The organism is Microbulbifer agarilyticus S89, from assembly GCF_000220505.1.
Classification (GTDB): domain Bacteria; phylum Pseudomonadota; class Gammaproteobacteria; order Pseudomonadales; family Cellvibrionaceae; genus Microbulbifer; species Microbulbifer agarilyticus_B.
This window is the reverse complement of sequence record NZ_AFPJ01000037.1, coordinates 41,619-57,139: the sequence shown is the minus strand read 5'-3', so window position 1 is coordinate 57,139 and position 15,521 is coordinate 41,619. Positions and strand designations below refer to the sequence as shown.

The window sequence follows — 15,521 nt, the reverse complement described above, 5'->3', positions numbered from 1 at the left end:
CAGCGGATTCGCCGCTATACAAACCCGGTTGCGTACATTAGAATACGCCGCCTTTCAGCGGGCTCCGACTCGTTGAACATTGATTTAAAAGCAGATTTCCGCTTCGGCGGTATCTGATATTACCGCCGAGAGGCGGGATGTTCCGGTCAACTTTCCTGACCGGTTAGTGTTGAAACTACAGGATAGCTACATGGTAACCATTCGTTTGGCTCGTGGCGGTGCGAAGAAGCGCCCGTTTTATCACCTGACTGTGACCGACAGCCGCAAATCTCGCGACGGTCGTTTCATCGAGCGTGTTGGCTTCTTCAACCCGGTTGCTCGTGGCCAGGAAGAGCGTCTGCGCGTCGACCGTGATCGCGTTGAGTTCTGGGTAGGCCAAGGCGCCCAGCTGTCTGACCGCGTCAGCAAGCTGCTGAAAGAATCTGCCTGATTCTTTGATCCCTGATCATCTGTATTCCGGGGTGTGCCAGTGGCTGAGCATTCGGTAAATAGCGAAGAATTGGTCACGGTAGGGCGCATTACCTCGGTTTACGGAGTCCGTGGCTGGGTAAAGGTGCATTCCTATACTGAGCCAATGGAAAACATACTGCAGTACTCGCGCTGGTGGCTGCAGAATCCTGCCGCTAATCCCGCTAAGGGAGTTTCCCAGTGGCAGCCTCTGGAGATTGACGCTGGCAAGCGTCACGGCAAGGGGCTGATTATTCACATCAAGGATGTGGATGATCGGGATATCGCCGCGCAGTTTTGTCAGCGAGATATCGCTGTCGTCGGTGGCGAAATGCCACAACTGGATGACGGCGAGTACTACTGGCACCAGTTACAGGGGCTGCAGGTGGTAAGTGTGTTTGAAGGGCAGGAAACCCGCTTCGGTGAGGTCGCCCGGCTGATGGAAACAGGCGCCAATGATGTGATGGTGGTGCGCGGGGGTGACGACGGGCGAGAGCGCCTGATTCCGTACATTCCCGGCGAATTCATCACCGAGGTCGACCTCGAGGCCGGCGTGATTACCGTCAATTGGGACCCTGAGTTCTAATGGCGGCCAAGCGCGTAGCGCTGGTGAGCATCTTTCCGGAGATGTTCGCAGCCCTGACCGATTACGGTATTACCGGTCGGGCAGTGAAAGACGGCCTGTTGGAAGTTCGCTGCTGGAATCCGCGGGATTTCACCAGTGATCGGCATCGCACCGTGGACGATCGCCCCTATGGCGGTGGTCCGGGCATGGTGATGCTGGCCGAGCCCTTGTCCCAGGCTTTGGGTGAGGCGCGTCGTTGGGCTGAAGAAACTGGACCCGCCAGGTCGATTTATCTGTCCCCGCAGGGGCGGCAGCTGGATCAACAGGGTGTGGAGCAGCTCTCCCAATCGGGCAACCTGGTTTTATTGGCCGGGCGCTACGAGGGGATTGATGAGCGCATCGTCGAGTCCCTGATCGATGAAGAATGGTCGATCGGTGATTACGTACTGAGCGGCGGCGAACTGGCGGCCATGGTGATGGTGGATGCGGTTACGCGGCTGATTCCAGGTGCGCTGGGGCACAACTTGTCCGCGGTGGAAGATTCTTTCGCGCAGGGGTTGTTGGATTGCCCACACTTTACCCGCCCGGAAGAATTTGCGGGCAGGTCGGTACCGGAGGTGTTGCTCTCCGGGAACCATGAAAAGATTCGCCGCTGGCGCCTGAAGCAGGCGCTGGGTCGCACGCAGCAGCGTCGCCCAGACTTGCTTGAAGCGCTGGCGCTGTCTCCGGAGCAGGCGCAATTGCTGGAGGAGTTCCTCCAGGAATCTGCACCGGATGAACAGGATTAATGTCGAATTCGCCGTGAGGCGAGAGTAATTCGGCGATCTAGCCGAGAGGCTACACAAAACCCTTTTGGAGAACTCCAAATGACCAACAAGATCATTCAGCAGCTGGAACAAGAACAGCTGAAATCCGAACTGCCAGCTTTTGCACCGGGCGACACCATCGTTGTTCAGGTAAAAGTAAAAGAAGGTAACCGTGAGCGTCTGCAGGCGTTTGAAGGTGTTGTGATCGGCAAGCGTAACCGCGGCCTGAACTCTTCCTTCACCGTGCGTAAAATCTCTCACGGCGTTGGCGTTGAGCGTACCTTCCAGACCCACAGCCCGCTGGTTGACAGCATCTCTGTGAAGCGTCGCGGTGACGTTCGCCAGGCCAAGCTGTACTACCTGCGCAGCCTGACTGGTAAAGCAGCTCGAATCAAAGAAAAACTGGCCAAGTAAGTTTTTCTTGTTCGAAAAAACCGGAGCCTGGCTCCGGTTTTTTTATGCCTGTCGTTTTGTGCTTCCCGTCGCGCTCTTTATTCGCACTTTCGCCGCGAATTTGGCGTTTGCGGTGATTGTGTAGTAAAACGCGTCAAACGCCCACAAAAGCACAAACGTTTGATTGGTTGAATGCCATACTGGGCTGGAACCTGCCCCCGTCTGGATGGTCAGAGTATAAAGTCTGGCGCGGGTTAACCGTGACGAATAACACCGGAGTAGCTCCATCATGAATTTTCTAGCCAAGCCACTGAAGCCTCTCGCCGCACTGGCTGCCACCGCCGCACTGATGCTGGCGCAGTCTGCTGTTGCTGTTGATGACGCGGTGGCGAAGCAGATCAAAGCCAAGTTGACGGCGGGTAACCCGGGAGCCAACTTTGGCGAGGTGCGCGAGAGTGCCATGCCGGGGCTCTACGAGGTGGAGGTCAATGGTGGCAATGTCTTGTTTGTATCCAAGGACGGCGGTCATTTTATTGCCGGTGACCTTTTTGAGGTCACTCCCCAGCGCGTAGTTAACCTGTCTGAGCAGCGTCGCGGTAAGAATCGCGCCAAGGTCATGGGCGAGCAGGACCTGGGTGAAATGATCGTGTTTTCTCCCAAAGGGGAGACCAAGGCCCATGTCTACGTGTTCACGGACGTAGATTGTGGCTACTGCCGCAAGCTGCATGACGACGTGCCTGAGCTGAATCGCCGTGGTATCGAGGTGCGCTACCTGGCATTCCCGCGTGCCGGGCTCAACTCCGTGGGTTATCGCAAGGTGGCCACGGCCTGGTGTGCGGATGATCCCAACAAGACGCTTACCGACCTGAAAAATCGCAAGAACGTGCCGCTCAAGGTGTGTAACGACAACCCGGTCGCTGCGCAATACAAGCTGGGAAATGAAGCCATCGATGTGCGCGGAACTCCGACCATCGTGATGGAAGACGGCACCGTGGTGCCGGGTTACGTGCCGCCGGAGACCCTGGCCAAAGCCTTGGGTATCTGATCCGCCAGCATCGCTTTCCGCGACGCCTTGAGGGTTTTTCCTCCGGGCGCGAGAAGGGCCGGCTTTTTGCCGGCCCTTTTTTGTTTCTGGTGTCTGGTTTCTGGTTTGCATTTCCGGATTCGGGGACTGGCGCTACTCGATCGGTGAATGCCTGATCAGCTTGGTGCTTTACTGGTCGTCTGGCGCAATTTAATTGACAATTTCCCCCATATCTCAGTAAGGTTGTCGGCCTTTTTTCGATTTATACGCCAGTTATTGCGCTGTGTGCCAACTCGTTAGTGGTTGGTAGTAGTCATGCGCGGAGGGAAGTTGTGAGCGCATTTGCCGACGAAGCCACCAAGGTCTCAGAAAACTCCACATTCGCGGGTCGTGAATCCGCCTCAGATACCCCTGCGCCTGCCGCCGTGAAAATTGGTATCTGTGGTCTCGGAACCGTGGGTGGCGGGACAGTCAATGTCTTAACGCGCAATAGCGCGGAAATTGCTGCGCGCTGTGGCCGCCCGGTGGAGATCGTGCAAGTTGGTGCACGCCGGGACAACCCGGACTGCGATACCAGCAGTATCAATGTCTCCCGCGAGATTTTTGACGTCGCCAACAACCCCGACGTGGATGTGTTGGTGGAGCTGATCGGCGGTACTACCGTGGCGCGCGAGTTGGTATTGACCGCGATAGCCAACGGCAAGCACGTAGTGACCGCGAATAAGGCGTTAATCGCCGAGCACGGCAATGAGTTATTTGCTGCCGCCGCCGCCAAAGGTGTGACTATCGCCTACGAGGCTGCTGTCGCCGGTGGCATCCCTATTATCAAGTCCCTGCGCGAAGGCCTGGCCGGCAACCGCATCCTGTGGTTGGCGGGCATTATCAATGGCACCGGCAACTACATCCTGACCGAGATGCGCGAGAAAGGCCGCAGCTTTGATGAGGCTTTGGCACAGGCGCAGGCTCTGGGTTATGCCGAAGCTGATCCCACCTTTGATGTGGAAGGTATCGATGCCGCTCATAAATTGGTGATTATGGCGTCACTCGCTTTCGGCATGCCGTTGGCGTTTGACAAGGTGTTCACCGAAGGAATCAGCGGTGTCGCCAAAGAAGATATCCAGTATGCAGACGAGCTGGGTTACCGCATTAAGCATCTTGGCATTGCCCGCCGCACCGGCGAGGGTGTCGAGCTGCGCGTGCATCCCACGCTGATTCCCCAGCGTCGCCTGATTGCCAACGTGAACGGGGTCATGAATGCGGTGCTAGTGAATGGCGATGCGGTTGGCCCAACGTTGTACTACGGTGCCGGTGCCGGTGCCGAGGCAACAGCGTCGGCCGTTATTGCCGATATCGTGGATGTGGCGCGCACGCTCAACGTGCGCCCGGATCAGCGCGTACCGCTTGCCGGTGTGACCCAGGAAAGCCAGGGCGACCTGGACGAAGTTCTGTCAATGGACGATGCGGAAACCAGCTACTACATGCGTATTTCTGCGTTCGATAAGCCGGGTGTCATGTCCAAGGTCGCAACCATCTGTAGTGAGCAGGGCATCAGTATTGAAGCGCTGATTCAGCACGAGCCTGCGGAAGGCGAAGAGCTGGTGCCGGTGGTGCTGCTGACCAGCCGCGCGCGTGAGGCCCAGCTGCAGGAAGCGGTCAGCCAGATCGAGGCGCTGGATACGATTCAGGGGCCTGTGGTGCGCATTCGCGTCGAACCGCTGGGCTAAGTACCTGCCGCTACAACAACTCAAACGCCGGTGAGCGGATTACCCGCTCGCCGGTGCTCTATTCATCAAGCTATTGCGTCAAATCGAATTACCGTGAAATTTATCAGTACCCGCGGCCACGCGCCGTCCTTGAGTTTTGCCGACACCGTTCTGACCGGGCTTGCCAGCGACGGCGGTCTGTATGTGCCGGAAAAATTGCCCAGCTTCACCCGCGAGGAAATCGCGGAAATGGCCGGCCTCAGCTATGAGGAACTGGCCTTCCGCATTATGTGGCCGTTTGTATCCGAGGATCTGAGTGAAGAGGAAATGCGCGGCGTGATTGAGCGCGCCTACAGCAGCTTCCGTCACTCCGCCATTGCGCCGCTGGTGCAGACCGGTCACAACGAATGGGTGATGGAGCTGTTTCAGGGGCCGACCCTGGCGTTCAAGGATTTTGCCCTGCAGTTCCTTGGCCAGCTGTTCGACTTGCTGTTGAAGAAGCGCGGTGAAAAAGTCGTGGTACTCGGCGCGACTTCCGGTGATACCGGTTCTGCGGCCATTGAGGGCTGCCGTCACTGCGAAAACATCGATATTTTCATCATGCACCCGCATAACCGTGTGTCGGAAGTGCAGCGCAAGCAGATGACCTCGGTGCTGTCCGACAACGTGTTCAATATTGCCCTTGAGGGTAACTTTGACGACTGCCAGAACATGGTCAAGGCGAGCTTTGCGGACCAGTCGTTCCTGCCCGACGGTCGCCGCCTGGTGGCGGTCAACTCGATTAACTGGGCGCGGATCATGGCCCAGATCGTCTACTACTTCCACGCGGCGCTGAGCCTTGGCGGGCCGCACCGTGCGGTCAACTTTTCTGTGCCCACCGGTAACTTTGGCGACATTTTTGCCGGTTACCTGGCCCGCGGCATGGGGCTGCCGATCAACCAGCTGGTGATCGCGACCAATGCCAACGACATTCTGCACCGCTGCATCAGTGCCAACGATCACTCGCCGCAGCCGCTGGTGCACAGTCTGTCCCCGAGCATGGATATTATGGTTTCCAGTAATTTTGAGCGCCTGTTGTTCGACCTGCATGGTCGCGATGGTGCGGCGGTTGCCCGCTTGCTGGCAGACCGCAGTGCACCGCTCAAGCTGGACGACAGTGTTCTGGAGAAGGCCCGCACCCTGTTTGCCTCCGAACGTGTGGGTGACGAGCGTACGGTTGAGGTGATCCGCGAGGTGTTTGAATCCACCGGATACCTGCTGGACCCGCATACCGCCATTGGCGTGGAAGCGGCACGCGAGGCACGCAAGTCGCTGGCGGAACCCATGGTCTGCCTGGCTACCGCACATCCGGCCAAGTTCAGCGAAGCGGTGGATAAGGCACTGCCGGGTACCAAGGTGCCTCTGCCACATCACATGGCAGATCTGATGGAGAGGGAAGAGCGGTTACAAATCCTGCCAAACGAACTTTCTGCGGTACACGATTTTATCTCCAGCGCACTCGCTTAACCGCCGCTTGAGCGGTGCCTGTGTCCGGGTAGAATGGGGGGCTTGCCGGAGTAAAGCCGGCCCCCCAGGAACCTGAGCGACCGGATGCGATGAGCGCGATTATTCGACGACGGCCAGTGGACTTCTCCTCTGGCCGTTTTACGTCTTCTACCCCTGAAATTCTCCAGCGCGTGCTGCTGGGCCGCGGTGTTCACAGTGAAGATGCACTGGAGCACCAGCTTGCGCGCCTGCACAGCCCGGCAAATATGCGCGGTATGGAAGCCGCGGTGGCGTTGCTGTGCGAGGTTGTACGCAGTCAGCAGAAGATTCTGATTGTTGGTGACTTTGACGCGGACGGCGCAACCAGCAGTACGCTCGCGGTGCTGGCACTGGGTGCGCTGGGTGCGGGCCCGGTGGATTTCCTAGTGCCGAACCGGTTTGAGTTCGGCTACGGCCTGACCCCGGAAATCGTTGAAGTGGCCCGGGAGTACAACCCGGACCTGCTGATCACCGTGGACAACGGTATCAGTAGCATCGATGGTGTTGAGGCTGCGCGCGCCGCCGGTCTCAAGGTGATCGTCACCGACCACCACTTGCCCGGACAGGAGTTGCCCAGGGCGGATGCCATCGTCAATCCCAACCAGCCCGATTGCGACTTCCCCAGTAAAAACCTTGCCGGTGTCGGGGTCATTTTCTACCTGCTGAGTCGGGTGAGAAGCGCCCTGCAAGCCACTGGCTGGTTCGAGGAAACCGGTATTGCGGCGCCGAATATGGCGGAGTACCTGGACCTGGTTGCGCTGGGAACGGTGGCAGACCTGGTGCCGCTGGATCACAACAATCGTATTCTCGTGCATCAGGGGATTGCGCGGATCCGCGCGGGCCGCTGTCGCCCGGGTATCCGGGCACTGATGGACGTCGCCGGGCGCAATATTCAGCGACTCTCCACCGGCGATATCGGTTTTATCCTGGGGCCGCGCATCAATGCAGCCGGGCGTCTGGACGATATCGGTACCGGTATTCGCTGCCTGCTCACCGAGGACCCGGAGGAAGCCCGCGAGCTGGCGGTGGAGCTGGACGGCCTGAACCGCGACCGCAAAGCGATTGAGGCGGGCATGCAGCGCGAAGCCATGGCTGCCCTCGACCAGTTACAGCTGGCGGAGGATGGGCTGCCCTGGAGCCTGTGCCTCTACGACAGCGCCTGGCACCAGGGTGTTGTCGGTATTCTCGCCAGCCGTATCAAGGAAAAGTTTCACCGTCCGGTGATCGCTTTTGCCGATGGCGACAACGATCTGGTGAAGGGATCTGCACGCTCGATACCCGGGTTGCATATCCGCGATGCTTTGAGTGACGTGGCGGCCGCGCATCCGGACTTGATCAGCAAGTTTGGCGGTCACGCCATGGCCGCGGGGCTCAGCCTTCCGCTGGAAAAGCTTGCGGCATTCAAGGAGGCGTTCGAAGCCGCGGTGCGCAATCGTATCGAGGAGTCGCAGCTGCAGGCGGTGATTGAAACCGACGGTGCTCTGCACGAGAGTGAATTCACCATGGAAACCGCTGGGCTCCTGCGCAGTTGTGCCCCCTGGGGGCAGGGCTTTCCCGAGCCGGAATTTGACGGTGAATTTTTGTTGTTGCAGCAGCGCATTGTCGGCGAGCGACACCTCAAGATGGTGGTCGCGCCAGCAGATGCGCCGCAAAAAGCACTGGACGCGATTGCCTTCAACGTGGATACGGACATGTGGCCGTCCCAGGCTGAACGAGTCCACTTGGCATTCAAACTCGATATCAACGAATTTCGCGGCCGTCAGTCCTTGCAGCTGATGGTCAGCCATATCCAGCCGGTGTGATTGCTGGCGGGTAGGCGCGCTTTTTATTTTGGAAGTCGTATGAAACAGAAACAGGCGAAAGCGGAGTTGCTGCTGTTATTGGCTGCGCTGTTCTGGGGCGTTGCCTTTGTGCCCCAGAAAATTGCCATGGCACATATTGAGCCGCTGGCATTTAACGCGTGGCGCTTCTTTCTGGGTGGGTTGTTGCTGATCCCCATTGTGTATTGGCTAGGCGCACGCAGGGCGCAGGTGGCGATGGAGGAGGGCAGTGACGTGCTGCACTCTTGGCGCAAGTGCCTCCCCGGTGGGGCTGTGCTTGGATTCTGGTTGTTTTTAGGCGCGGCGCTACAGCAGGCCAGCCTGCTGTATACCACCGCGGGACGCGCCGGTTTTATTACTGGCTTTTACTTGCTGCTGGTGCCGATTATCGGTTTGTCTCTCGGCCATAAGACCAACCGCTGGACGTGGGCAGGGGTGGCCCTGGCGCTGTTCGGGCTGTACTGGCTGGCAGATTTCAGTGAAGAAGCGCAGTTGATTGGTGACCTGATGGTGTTCGCCAGCGCCTTTGTGTTTGCGATTCAGGTACTCTCGGCGGACTATTTCGTGCATCGCTTTGATGCACTGCGACTGGCGGCGATTCAGTTCTTGGTGTGTGGCGTGTTGTCGGCGATTGCATCGTTGCTGATCGAACAGCCCACCCTGCAGGCCGCCTGGGATGCCGCCTGGCCGATCGCGTACATGATGGTCTTCTCCACCGCGATCGCGTTCACTTTCCAGTTATTGGGGCAGCGCAACGCGGCGCCATCCCACGCCACCGTCATTATGAGCCTGGAGTCGGTGTTCGCAGTGGCCGCTGGCTGGCTGTTTTTGAATGAATTGCTCAGCGCGAAAGAGCTGGTGGGCTGTGGCCTGATGCTGGCGGGTATGTTTGTCAGTCACTACGGCAATCATAACGGAACGCATCATTAACGCTCCATTGAAGTTTGGTGAGAGCTATTAAGCGAGTATTCGGCAGTGGAGGTTGTGCTGAGTGATTGATTTGTCCGTATTGGCGGTATTCATTCCCACGTTTTTCTTTGTCTCACTTACGCCGGGCATGTGCATGACACTGGCACTCACCATGGGTATGGCACTGGGCGTCAGGCGTACTTTGTGGATGATGCTGGGAGAGTTGGCCGGGGTTGCGCTGGTGGCCGTTGCCACCGTAGTGGGGATTGCCGCGTTTATGTTGCAATACCCGCAGGCGTTCCAGCTGTTTAAATATTGTGGCGCCGCGTACCTCGCTTATCTGGGTGTGCAGATGTGGCGCTCACAGGGGCAAATGGCGCTGGCGGAATCGCCCGGCCAGATGTCGCTGTCTATTCCGGCGCAGTCCCTGGTGTCGCAGGGTTTTGTCACCGCGGTAGCCAACCCTAAAGGGTGGGCATTCTTCGTCGCGCTACTGCCGCCGTTTATTAGCCAGAGCCAGCCTGTGCTGCCGCAGATGGTGGTATTGCTCAGTTTGATCCTGCTGATGGAGTTTGCGTGCATGCTGATTTACGCCAGCGGTGGTTATAGCTTGAGCCGCCTGCTGCAGCGCGCCGAGAGCGTCAAACTGATGAATCGTATCGCGGGCTCCCTGATGATGGGCGTCGGGGTGTGGCTCGCGCTAAGCTGAACGTAAGCCCGTAAGGAAACACCCGGCTCACGTCTATCTGATCGTGCGTGAGTGGGTAGAGCAAAGGAGAGCAAACATGTACCAGACTCTGATTCGAATGGTGGTTGTCGCCTCGATGGCCATCGCGGTGGTGGGCTGTGACACGGCCCGCGACAAAACTGCGGCCAGCAAGCCAAATGATGCGGCGCCATCCAAGGAAGAGAAGCAGGCGCCGGCGACCGCGGAGCCGCAGGCCGCCGCCGGAACCCAAACCTCGACCGATACCAATATGTGGGTGATGCAAGCGCGTGGTAACCGTCAGTGTGAAGGCGGCGGGCGCAGCCTGCAGGCAAGTTCTGCGCAACTGGTGGAAAACGGCATCAAGGTTCAGGAGAGCCGCTGCGCCACCCGTACCGACCGCATGTATCCGAGCGTCTGTGGCGGCGCAACCGGGGATGTGCTGATCCACAAAATTCCCGCAGGATTTCTCGATGCCGCGCTTGAGCTCGGGTTTGATCCTGCCAAACCGGGCCAATACCAGTTCGGCGATTGCCCTCAAGAGGCCTCTGGCGGCCCAGCGCCCCGCTAATCGGGCGCCCGCGTCTGCGCTGCTGGCGCAATTGCGGTGCTGCCGCACCACCTTTTCGCCAGCCCTGCGGGTTCCAGCGCGTATGTCGGCTCTGCCTGCATTCGCGGCACGCATCCCTGGGAAAAGAGCGTGATTCCGCGGTCTCAACAGCGGTGCCCCCTTATTTCCCAACCCATCCTGAGGTAGAATGCGCGCCCGAATTTAACCGACAGAAGCCGACGCATCTATGGAAATCAATCCGCTTCTAAACCAGATGAAAGACCTCGAAGAGCGCACCGACGTTCTTAGGGGGTATCTTTGACTACGCTGGCAAGAAAGAACGCCTGACCGAGGTCGAACTGGAACTGGCCGAGCCCAGTGTCTGGGACGAACCCGACCGCGCCCAGGAACTGGGCCGTGAACGCTCCTCCCTGGAAGCCGTGGTGAAAACCATCGACGACCTCGATAGCGGCATCAGCGACTGCCGTGAACTCCTCGAAATGGCCGTGGAAGAAGACGACGAAGACTCTGTCGAAGAAGTCTCCAGTGAGCTCGGCAACCTCCAGCAGCAGCTGGAAACCCTCGAGTTCCGTCGCATGTTCTCCGGCGAGACCGACCCCAACAACGCCTATCTGGATATCCAGGCCGGCTCCGGTGGCACCGAAGCCCAGGACTGGGCCGAAATGCTGCTGCGCATGTACCTGCGTTGGGGTGAAGCCCACGGCTTCAAAACCACCCTGGAAGAAGCCTCTGCCGGTGAAGTTGCGGGCATCAAGAGTGCCACCATCCACTTTCAGGGCGAATACGCCTTCGGCTGGCTGCGCACCGAAACCGGCGTACACCGCCTGGTGCGCAAGTCTCCGTTCGATTCCGGCAACCGCCGTCACACCTCGTTTACCTCTGTTTTCGTCTCTCCCGAGATTGACGACAACATCGAAATTGAAGTGGACAAGTCCCAGGTGCGCGAAGACACCTACCGCGCTTCCGGCGCCGGTGGTCAGCACGTGAACAAAACCGACTCTGCGGTGCGTTTGACCCATATCGAATCCGGCATTGTCGTGGCTTGTCAGAGTGAGCGCTCCCAGCACCAGAACCGCGACAAAGCGTGGAAGATGCTGCGCGCCAAGCTCTACGAGCAGGAGATGCAGAAGCGCAACGCCGAAAAACAGGCGATGGAAGAGAGCAAATCCGACATCGGCTGGGGCAGCCAGATCCGCTCCTACGTACTGGACGACCAGCGCATCAAGGATTTGCGCACCAGTGTTCAGACCAGCAATTGCCAAGCCGTGCTGGACGGGGACCTGGATCAGTTTATTGAGGCGAGCCTGAAAGCAGGGCTGTAGGCCTCAGTTACCGGTCTCCATTGGCTTACGAAGAAAAATACTTCAAAGCGAAGGCGAAGCACCGGGTATCCCTTTTCGAAAGCGTCGGCGACAGGACGTCGCCGACGCAACGTACAGGGATGTATTCACAGTGGTTTCGAAAAGGGATACCCGGTGTTCAGCCGCCTGGTTGCCGAAACAGAGCTCTACACAAGCTGCGAAACCCGTACCACACCGAAAACGACATGTGATAGATCATGACCAACACACCAACTCCGCAAGACGAAAACAAACTGATCGCCGAGCGCCGCGCCAAACTGAGCGCCATGCGTGAGAAGGGCAATGCCTTCCCGAACAGCTTTCGCCGCGAAGACCTCGCCGCCGACCTGCAGAAAGAGTTTGGTGAGAAATCCAAGGAAGAGCTGGAAGCTGAAGGCAATACCGCCTGCGTCGCGGGTCGTATCCTCGCCAAGCGTGGTCCTTTCATGGTGATCCAGGACGTCTCCGATCGCATCCAGCTGTACGCGGATAAAACCGCGCAGAAAGATATTAAAGAGCGTTGGGGTACCTGGGATATTGGCGACATCGTCGGCGTAAAAGGCACCCTGCACAAATCCGGCAAGGGCGACCTCTACGTAAACTGCGAAGACTACAGCCTGCTGACCAAAGCACTGCGCCCGCTGCCAGAAAAATTCCACGGTATCGCCGACCAGGAAATGCGCTACCGCCAGCGCTATGTGGACCTGATTGCCACCCCGGAATCCCGCGACGTGTTCCGCATTCGCTCCGAGGTCATCAGCTACATTCGCAGCTTCCTGAACAACAACCAGTTTATGGAAGTCGAAACGCCGATGCTGCAGGTGATTCCCGGCGGCGCTACCGCGCGTCCGTTTGTCACGCACCACAACGCGCTGGATATCGACATGTACCTGCGTATTGCGCCAGAACTGTACCTCAAGCGTCTGGTCGTCGGTGGCTTCGAGCGGGTTTACGAGATCAACCGTAACTTCCGTAATGAAGGCCTGTCCACACGCCACAACCCCGAGTTCACCATGCTCGAGTTCTACCAGGCGTATGCGGATTACAACGACCTGATGGATCTGACTGAAGCCATGATTCGCGGCATCTGCACTGACGTACTGGGCAGCACCACCGTGAACTACCAGGGAAGCAGCTACGATTTCGCCAAGCCGTTCGACCGCATCAGCGTGTTCGACTCCATCCTGAAGTACAACCCGGAGCTGAAAGCGTCCGATATCGACAATATCGACAGCGCGAAAAAGGTTGCAGAAGGTCTGGAGATTCCGCTGAAGGACATCTGGGGCCTCGGCAAGATCCAAATCGAGATCTTCGAGAAAACCGTTGAGCACCGCCTCGACCAGCCGACCTTTATCACCGAGTACCCGACGGAGGTCTCCCCGCTGGCCCGTCGCAATGACGAGAACCCGTTTGTGACCGATCGCTTTGAATTTTTCGTCGGTGGCCGCGAGATCGCCAATGGCTTCTCCGAGCTGAATGACGCGGAAGATCAGGCGGAGCGCTTCAAGGCGCAGGTGGCCGAAAAAGAAGCTGGTGATGACGAAGCCATGCACTTCGACGCCGACTACATCCGCGCACTGGAATATGGCCTGCCGCCCACTGCAGGCGAAGGTATCGGTATCGACCGCCTGGTAATGCTGTTGACCGATTCCCCATCCATTCGCGACGTATTGCTGTTCCCACATATGCGTCCAGAAGGCGTCTGATCACCCTCGCCATCGCACAGGCACCGCTGATATAGAATGTAGGCGGTGCTTTTTCTCTTCTTTCTTCCTCTATTTCTCCGTTTTTTCTCGCCTTATCCTCTCTGTCCTTTTTACTGTTTACTCCATCCCCACCAGAGTGAGCAAAGCCCTTTATCTGGTTCTACTGTTACAGAAGGATGATGGATGTAGAGTTAAGGGTGAAGGAATGCAATTCAGGCCGGCCCGCAGCATAAACGGATTGTTTAGGGCGAGATGCGCATCAGTTTGGCGAGCCTTCTTGTCAGGTTTTTTGCTGTTGTCGTTTGTTCTTACACCCGTAGTTTCCAATGCCGAGAATTCAGAAGAGTGGGAGTATTCTCTAACACCCTATCTTTTCCTGCCGTTGTCGACGCAGGGCACCTCCACGGTTGCCGGTACCGAGGCCGATCTCGACCTGAACCTATCCGATGTCTTGGAGATTCTGGATATCGCCTTCGCCACGCGCTTCGAGGCGCGGCGAAATCGGTTTGGTGTGCTTGCGGATTTGTACTACGTGTCGCTGAGCATGGATGAGGGCGCCACGCTCACGCCAGCAATGAATCCGGAGCTTGACCTAACGGCAACCTTAAATGTCGATGTGGATGTTCGGCAGGGATGGTTGTCTCTGCAGGGAATGTACCGAGCCTTTGAATCACCGGCCGGGGTGCGGTATCCCTGGGCATTAGACCTGTCGGCCGGTGCGCGTTGGAATTACCTGAAGCAGGAAATCGACACCAATCTCGCGCTCGAGATTTTACCGGGTCCGGGAATCCAGCAGTCGTTGGGGGGGACTGAAACCTGGTGGGAGCCGGTCGTGGGTTTCCGCACGGGCGTTGAGGTATCCAGTTGCCTGCGATTAGCACTGCGCGCCGATGTTGGCGGTTTCGGCGCGGGCGGAGATGACCTGCAGTGGGGCGTGTTGATGGGTGCGGAGCGTGATTTCGGCGAGCGTCACGCACTCCGCTTTGGATATCTGTTCTATGGCATTGACTATTCAAGCTTTCGCGCCGATGGTCGCTTTGCCTACGATGTTGATCAGCACGGGCCCTATGTGGCGTTTAGCTGGCGGTGGTAGTGGTTAACCTGTTTTGCGTTAGCCGCGGATGCCCAGTGGGCCAGCGGGTAGGTAGATTTTTTCCGTAGAGGAGCTTCCGCGACGCTGAATTTCCACCTCAACGGAGGAACCGGGTTTTGCCTGGTAAACCTGTGTGCGCAGGTCTCCCATATGGAATACGCGCTGATTGTTGTAGCGAATGATTTTATCGCCGGCTCTTAGCCCGGCATCATAGGCCGGTGCAGATTCGATGATACTGCCGATTTCCATCTCGGTACGTCCACCAAACGCATTGAGATACTGCTCAAACTCCGCCGGGCTCAGCTCTTGCTCAAATACACGGCGAGGATTACTGTAAGTCTGGATTTTTTGCTGTAGCTCTACCGCGCGCTCCGAGCGCTTGTCCTGCATATGGTGATATTCATAACTGTATTGCATCTGCTCGTACTGCAGGCGCTCCTGCCGATCCATGATCAGCGCCGCTCGCTCGGGGGGGAAGCCAGCGTCGATCAGGCGCCGGACCTGATTGCCCCGCTGGCGACTGAAGCGATTCTCGCTCCGCTGCCGATTGCGATAATCCTGTGAAGAGGTTGCCGGCGATTGTGCTGTGGACATGCTGGCGCGCCGCGTCTGGGGTGTTTCTGATTCCGGCGCTACCTTCGTGCTGAGTTCACTCACTAGCTCCAGAAGTTGCCCCTGGATTTTCAGTGTCTGATCGAGGGTTGCCTCAACCGAAGCGAGACGCGACTCCAGGCTGGGAGTACCTGGCTCTGCAGAAGTGAATAGTGAGGACGTCGTCGGTGACCCTGATACTTGTGCGCCAGATTCGTCGAGGAAGGCTACTGCGGTGCCAATGACCACCAGCAATCCAATACCGATGGGGACTCGGTATTTACGAATCCGGGGAGGGAGAGCGCGTAGTGAAGGCTGCATTG

The 15,521-nt window shown here is 57.9% G+C and carries 15 protein-coding genes; 14 read left to right on the top strand and 1 reads right to left on the bottom strand.

Features of this window, described 5'->3' with window-relative positions; all coding sequences use genetic code 11:
- The first annotated feature begins 190 nt into the window (after positions 1–190).
- From rpsP to AS89_RS0112130, 14 genes are all read left to right on the top strand, one after another.
- Entirely contained in the window at positions 191–430 is a 240-nt protein-coding gene (gene rpsP / locus AS89_RS0112200) for a 30S ribosomal protein S16 (RefSeq protein WP_010132940.1), read from the top strand.
- A 39-nt stretch (positions 431–469) separates the two neighbouring features.
- A complete protein-coding gene (gene rimM, locus AS89_RS0112195) occupies positions 470–1,033 on the top strand; it encodes a ribosome maturation factor RimM (protein WP_010132939.1) in 564 nt (187 codons plus the stop codon).
- Positions 1,033–1,800 carry a tRNA (guanosine(37)-N1)-methyltransferase TrmD gene (gene trmD, locus AS89_RS0112190; protein WP_010132938.1) on the top strand — a complete coding sequence of 256 codons (768 nt, stop codon included), beginning with the start codon at positions 1,033–1,035 and terminating at the stop codon, positions 1,798–1,800. Before rimM ends, trmD begins: the two co-directional genes overlap by 1 nt.
- Before the next feature lie 78 nt (positions 1,801–1,878).
- Positions 1,879–2,232, top strand: coding sequence for a 50S ribosomal protein L19 (gene rplS / locus AS89_RS0112185; protein ID WP_010132937.1), 354 nt, complete (start codon positions 1,879–1,881; stop codon positions 2,230–2,232).
- A 268-nt stretch (positions 2,233–2,500) separates the two neighbouring features.
- On the top strand, positions 2,501–3,256 hold the full coding sequence (locus AS89_RS0112175; RefSeq protein WP_010132936.1) for a DsbC family protein: 756 nt from the start codon (positions 2,501–2,503) through the stop codon (positions 3,254–3,256).
- A 404-nt stretch (positions 3,257–3,660) separates the two neighbouring features.
- A complete protein-coding gene (locus tag AS89_RS0112170) occupies positions 3,661–4,959 on the top strand; it encodes a homoserine dehydrogenase (RefSeq protein WP_029249994.1) in 1,299 nt (432 codons plus the stop codon).
- A gap of 93 nt (positions 4,960–5,052) precedes the next feature.
- A complete protein-coding gene (gene thrC / locus AS89_RS0112165; protein ID WP_010132933.1) occupies positions 5,053–6,444 on the top strand; it encodes a threonine synthase in 1,392 nt (463 codons plus the stop codon).
- Between the two features lie 89 nt (positions 6,445–6,533).
- On the top strand, positions 6,534–8,264 hold the full coding sequence (gene recJ, locus AS89_RS0112160; protein WP_029249993.1) for a single-stranded-DNA-specific exonuclease RecJ: 1,731 nt from the start codon (positions 6,534–6,536) through the stop codon (positions 8,262–8,264).
- Positions 8,265–8,303: 39 nt separating this feature from the next.
- A complete protein-coding gene (locus AS89_RS0112155; protein WP_010132931.1) occupies positions 8,304–9,212 on the top strand; it encodes a DMT family transporter in 909 nt (302 codons plus the stop codon).
- 61 nt (positions 9,213–9,273) lie between these two features.
- Entirely contained in the window at positions 9,274–9,900 is a 627-nt protein-coding gene (locus AS89_RS0112150) for a LysE family translocator (protein WP_010132930.1), read from the top strand.
- 76 nt (positions 9,901–9,976) lie between these two features.
- On the top strand, positions 9,977–10,468 hold the full coding sequence (locus tag AS89_RS18230; protein WP_010132928.1) for a hypothetical protein: 492 nt from the start codon (positions 9,977–9,979) through the stop codon (positions 10,466–10,468).
- Positions 10,469–10,694: 226 nt separating this feature from the next.
- Positions 10,695–11,790, top strand: a protein-coding gene (gene prfB / locus AS89_RS0112140) for a peptide chain release factor 2 (protein ID WP_100169375.1) whose coding sequence is annotated in 2 segments (ribosomal slippage) — positions 10,695–10,766 and positions 10,768–11,790 — 1,095 coding nt in all. Because the reading frame shifts where the segments join, the coding sequence is not laid out codon by codon here.
- Positions 11,791–12,026: 236 nt separating this feature from the next.
- Positions 12,027–13,514, top strand: a complete 1,488-nt coding sequence (lysS, locus tag AS89_RS0112135) for a lysine--tRNA ligase (RefSeq protein WP_010132925.1) — start codon at positions 12,027–12,029, stop codon at positions 13,512–13,514.
- Positions 13,515–13,791: 277 nt separating this feature from the next.
- The gene (locus AS89_RS0112130; protein WP_138976401.1) at positions 13,792–14,607 is read left to right on the top strand and encodes a hypothetical protein; all 816 of its coding nucleotides are present in this window, start codon (positions 13,792–13,794) and stop codon (positions 14,605–14,607) included.
- An 18-nt stretch (positions 14,608–14,625) separates the two neighbouring features.
- Here the strand turns inward: AS89_RS0112130 and AS89_RS18455 are convergent, their stop codons facing one another.
- Positions 14,626–15,519: a PDZ domain-containing protein gene (locus tag AS89_RS18455; RefSeq protein WP_081475726.1), complete on the bottom strand. Its 894-nt coding sequence runs from the start codon at positions 15,517–15,519 to the stop codon at positions 14,626–14,628.
- Positions 15,520–15,521: the final 2 nt, after the last annotated feature.

Excerpts from the sequence above, each read along its gene's own strand:
- lysS (WP_010132925.1), top strand. The coding sequence starts at position 12,027 with ATGACCAACACACCAACTCCGCAAGACGAAAACAAACTGATCGCCGAG.
- AS89_RS0112175 (WP_010132936.1), top strand. The coding sequence starts at position 2,501 with ATGAATTTTCTAGCCAAGCCACTGAAGCCTCTCGCCGCACTGGCTGCC.
- rpsP (WP_010132940.1), top strand. The coding sequence starts at position 191 with ATGGTAACCATTCGTTTGGCTCGTGGCGGTGCGAAGAAGCGCCCGTTT.
- AS89_RS0112155 (WP_010132931.1), top strand. The coding sequence starts at position 8,304 with ATGAAACAGAAACAGGCGAAAGCGGAGTTGCTGCTGTTATTGGCTGCG.
- AS89_RS18455 (WP_081475726.1), bottom strand. The coding sequence starts at position 15,519 with ATGCAGCCTTCACTACGCGCTCTCCCTCCCCGGATTCGTAAATACCGA.
- AS89_RS18230 (WP_010132928.1), top strand. The coding sequence starts at position 9,977 with ATGTACCAGACTCTGATTCGAATGGTGGTTGTCGCCTCGATGGCCATC.
- recJ (WP_029249993.1), top strand. The coding sequence starts at position 6,534 with ATGAGCGCGATTATTCGACGACGGCCAGTGGACTTCTCCTCTGGCCGT.
- trmD (WP_010132938.1), top strand. The coding sequence starts at position 1,033 with ATGGCGGCCAAGCGCGTAGCGCTGGTGAGCATCTTTCCGGAGATGTTC.
- rplS (WP_010132937.1), top strand. The coding sequence starts at position 1,879 with ATGACCAACAAGATCATTCAGCAGCTGGAACAAGAACAGCTGAAATCC.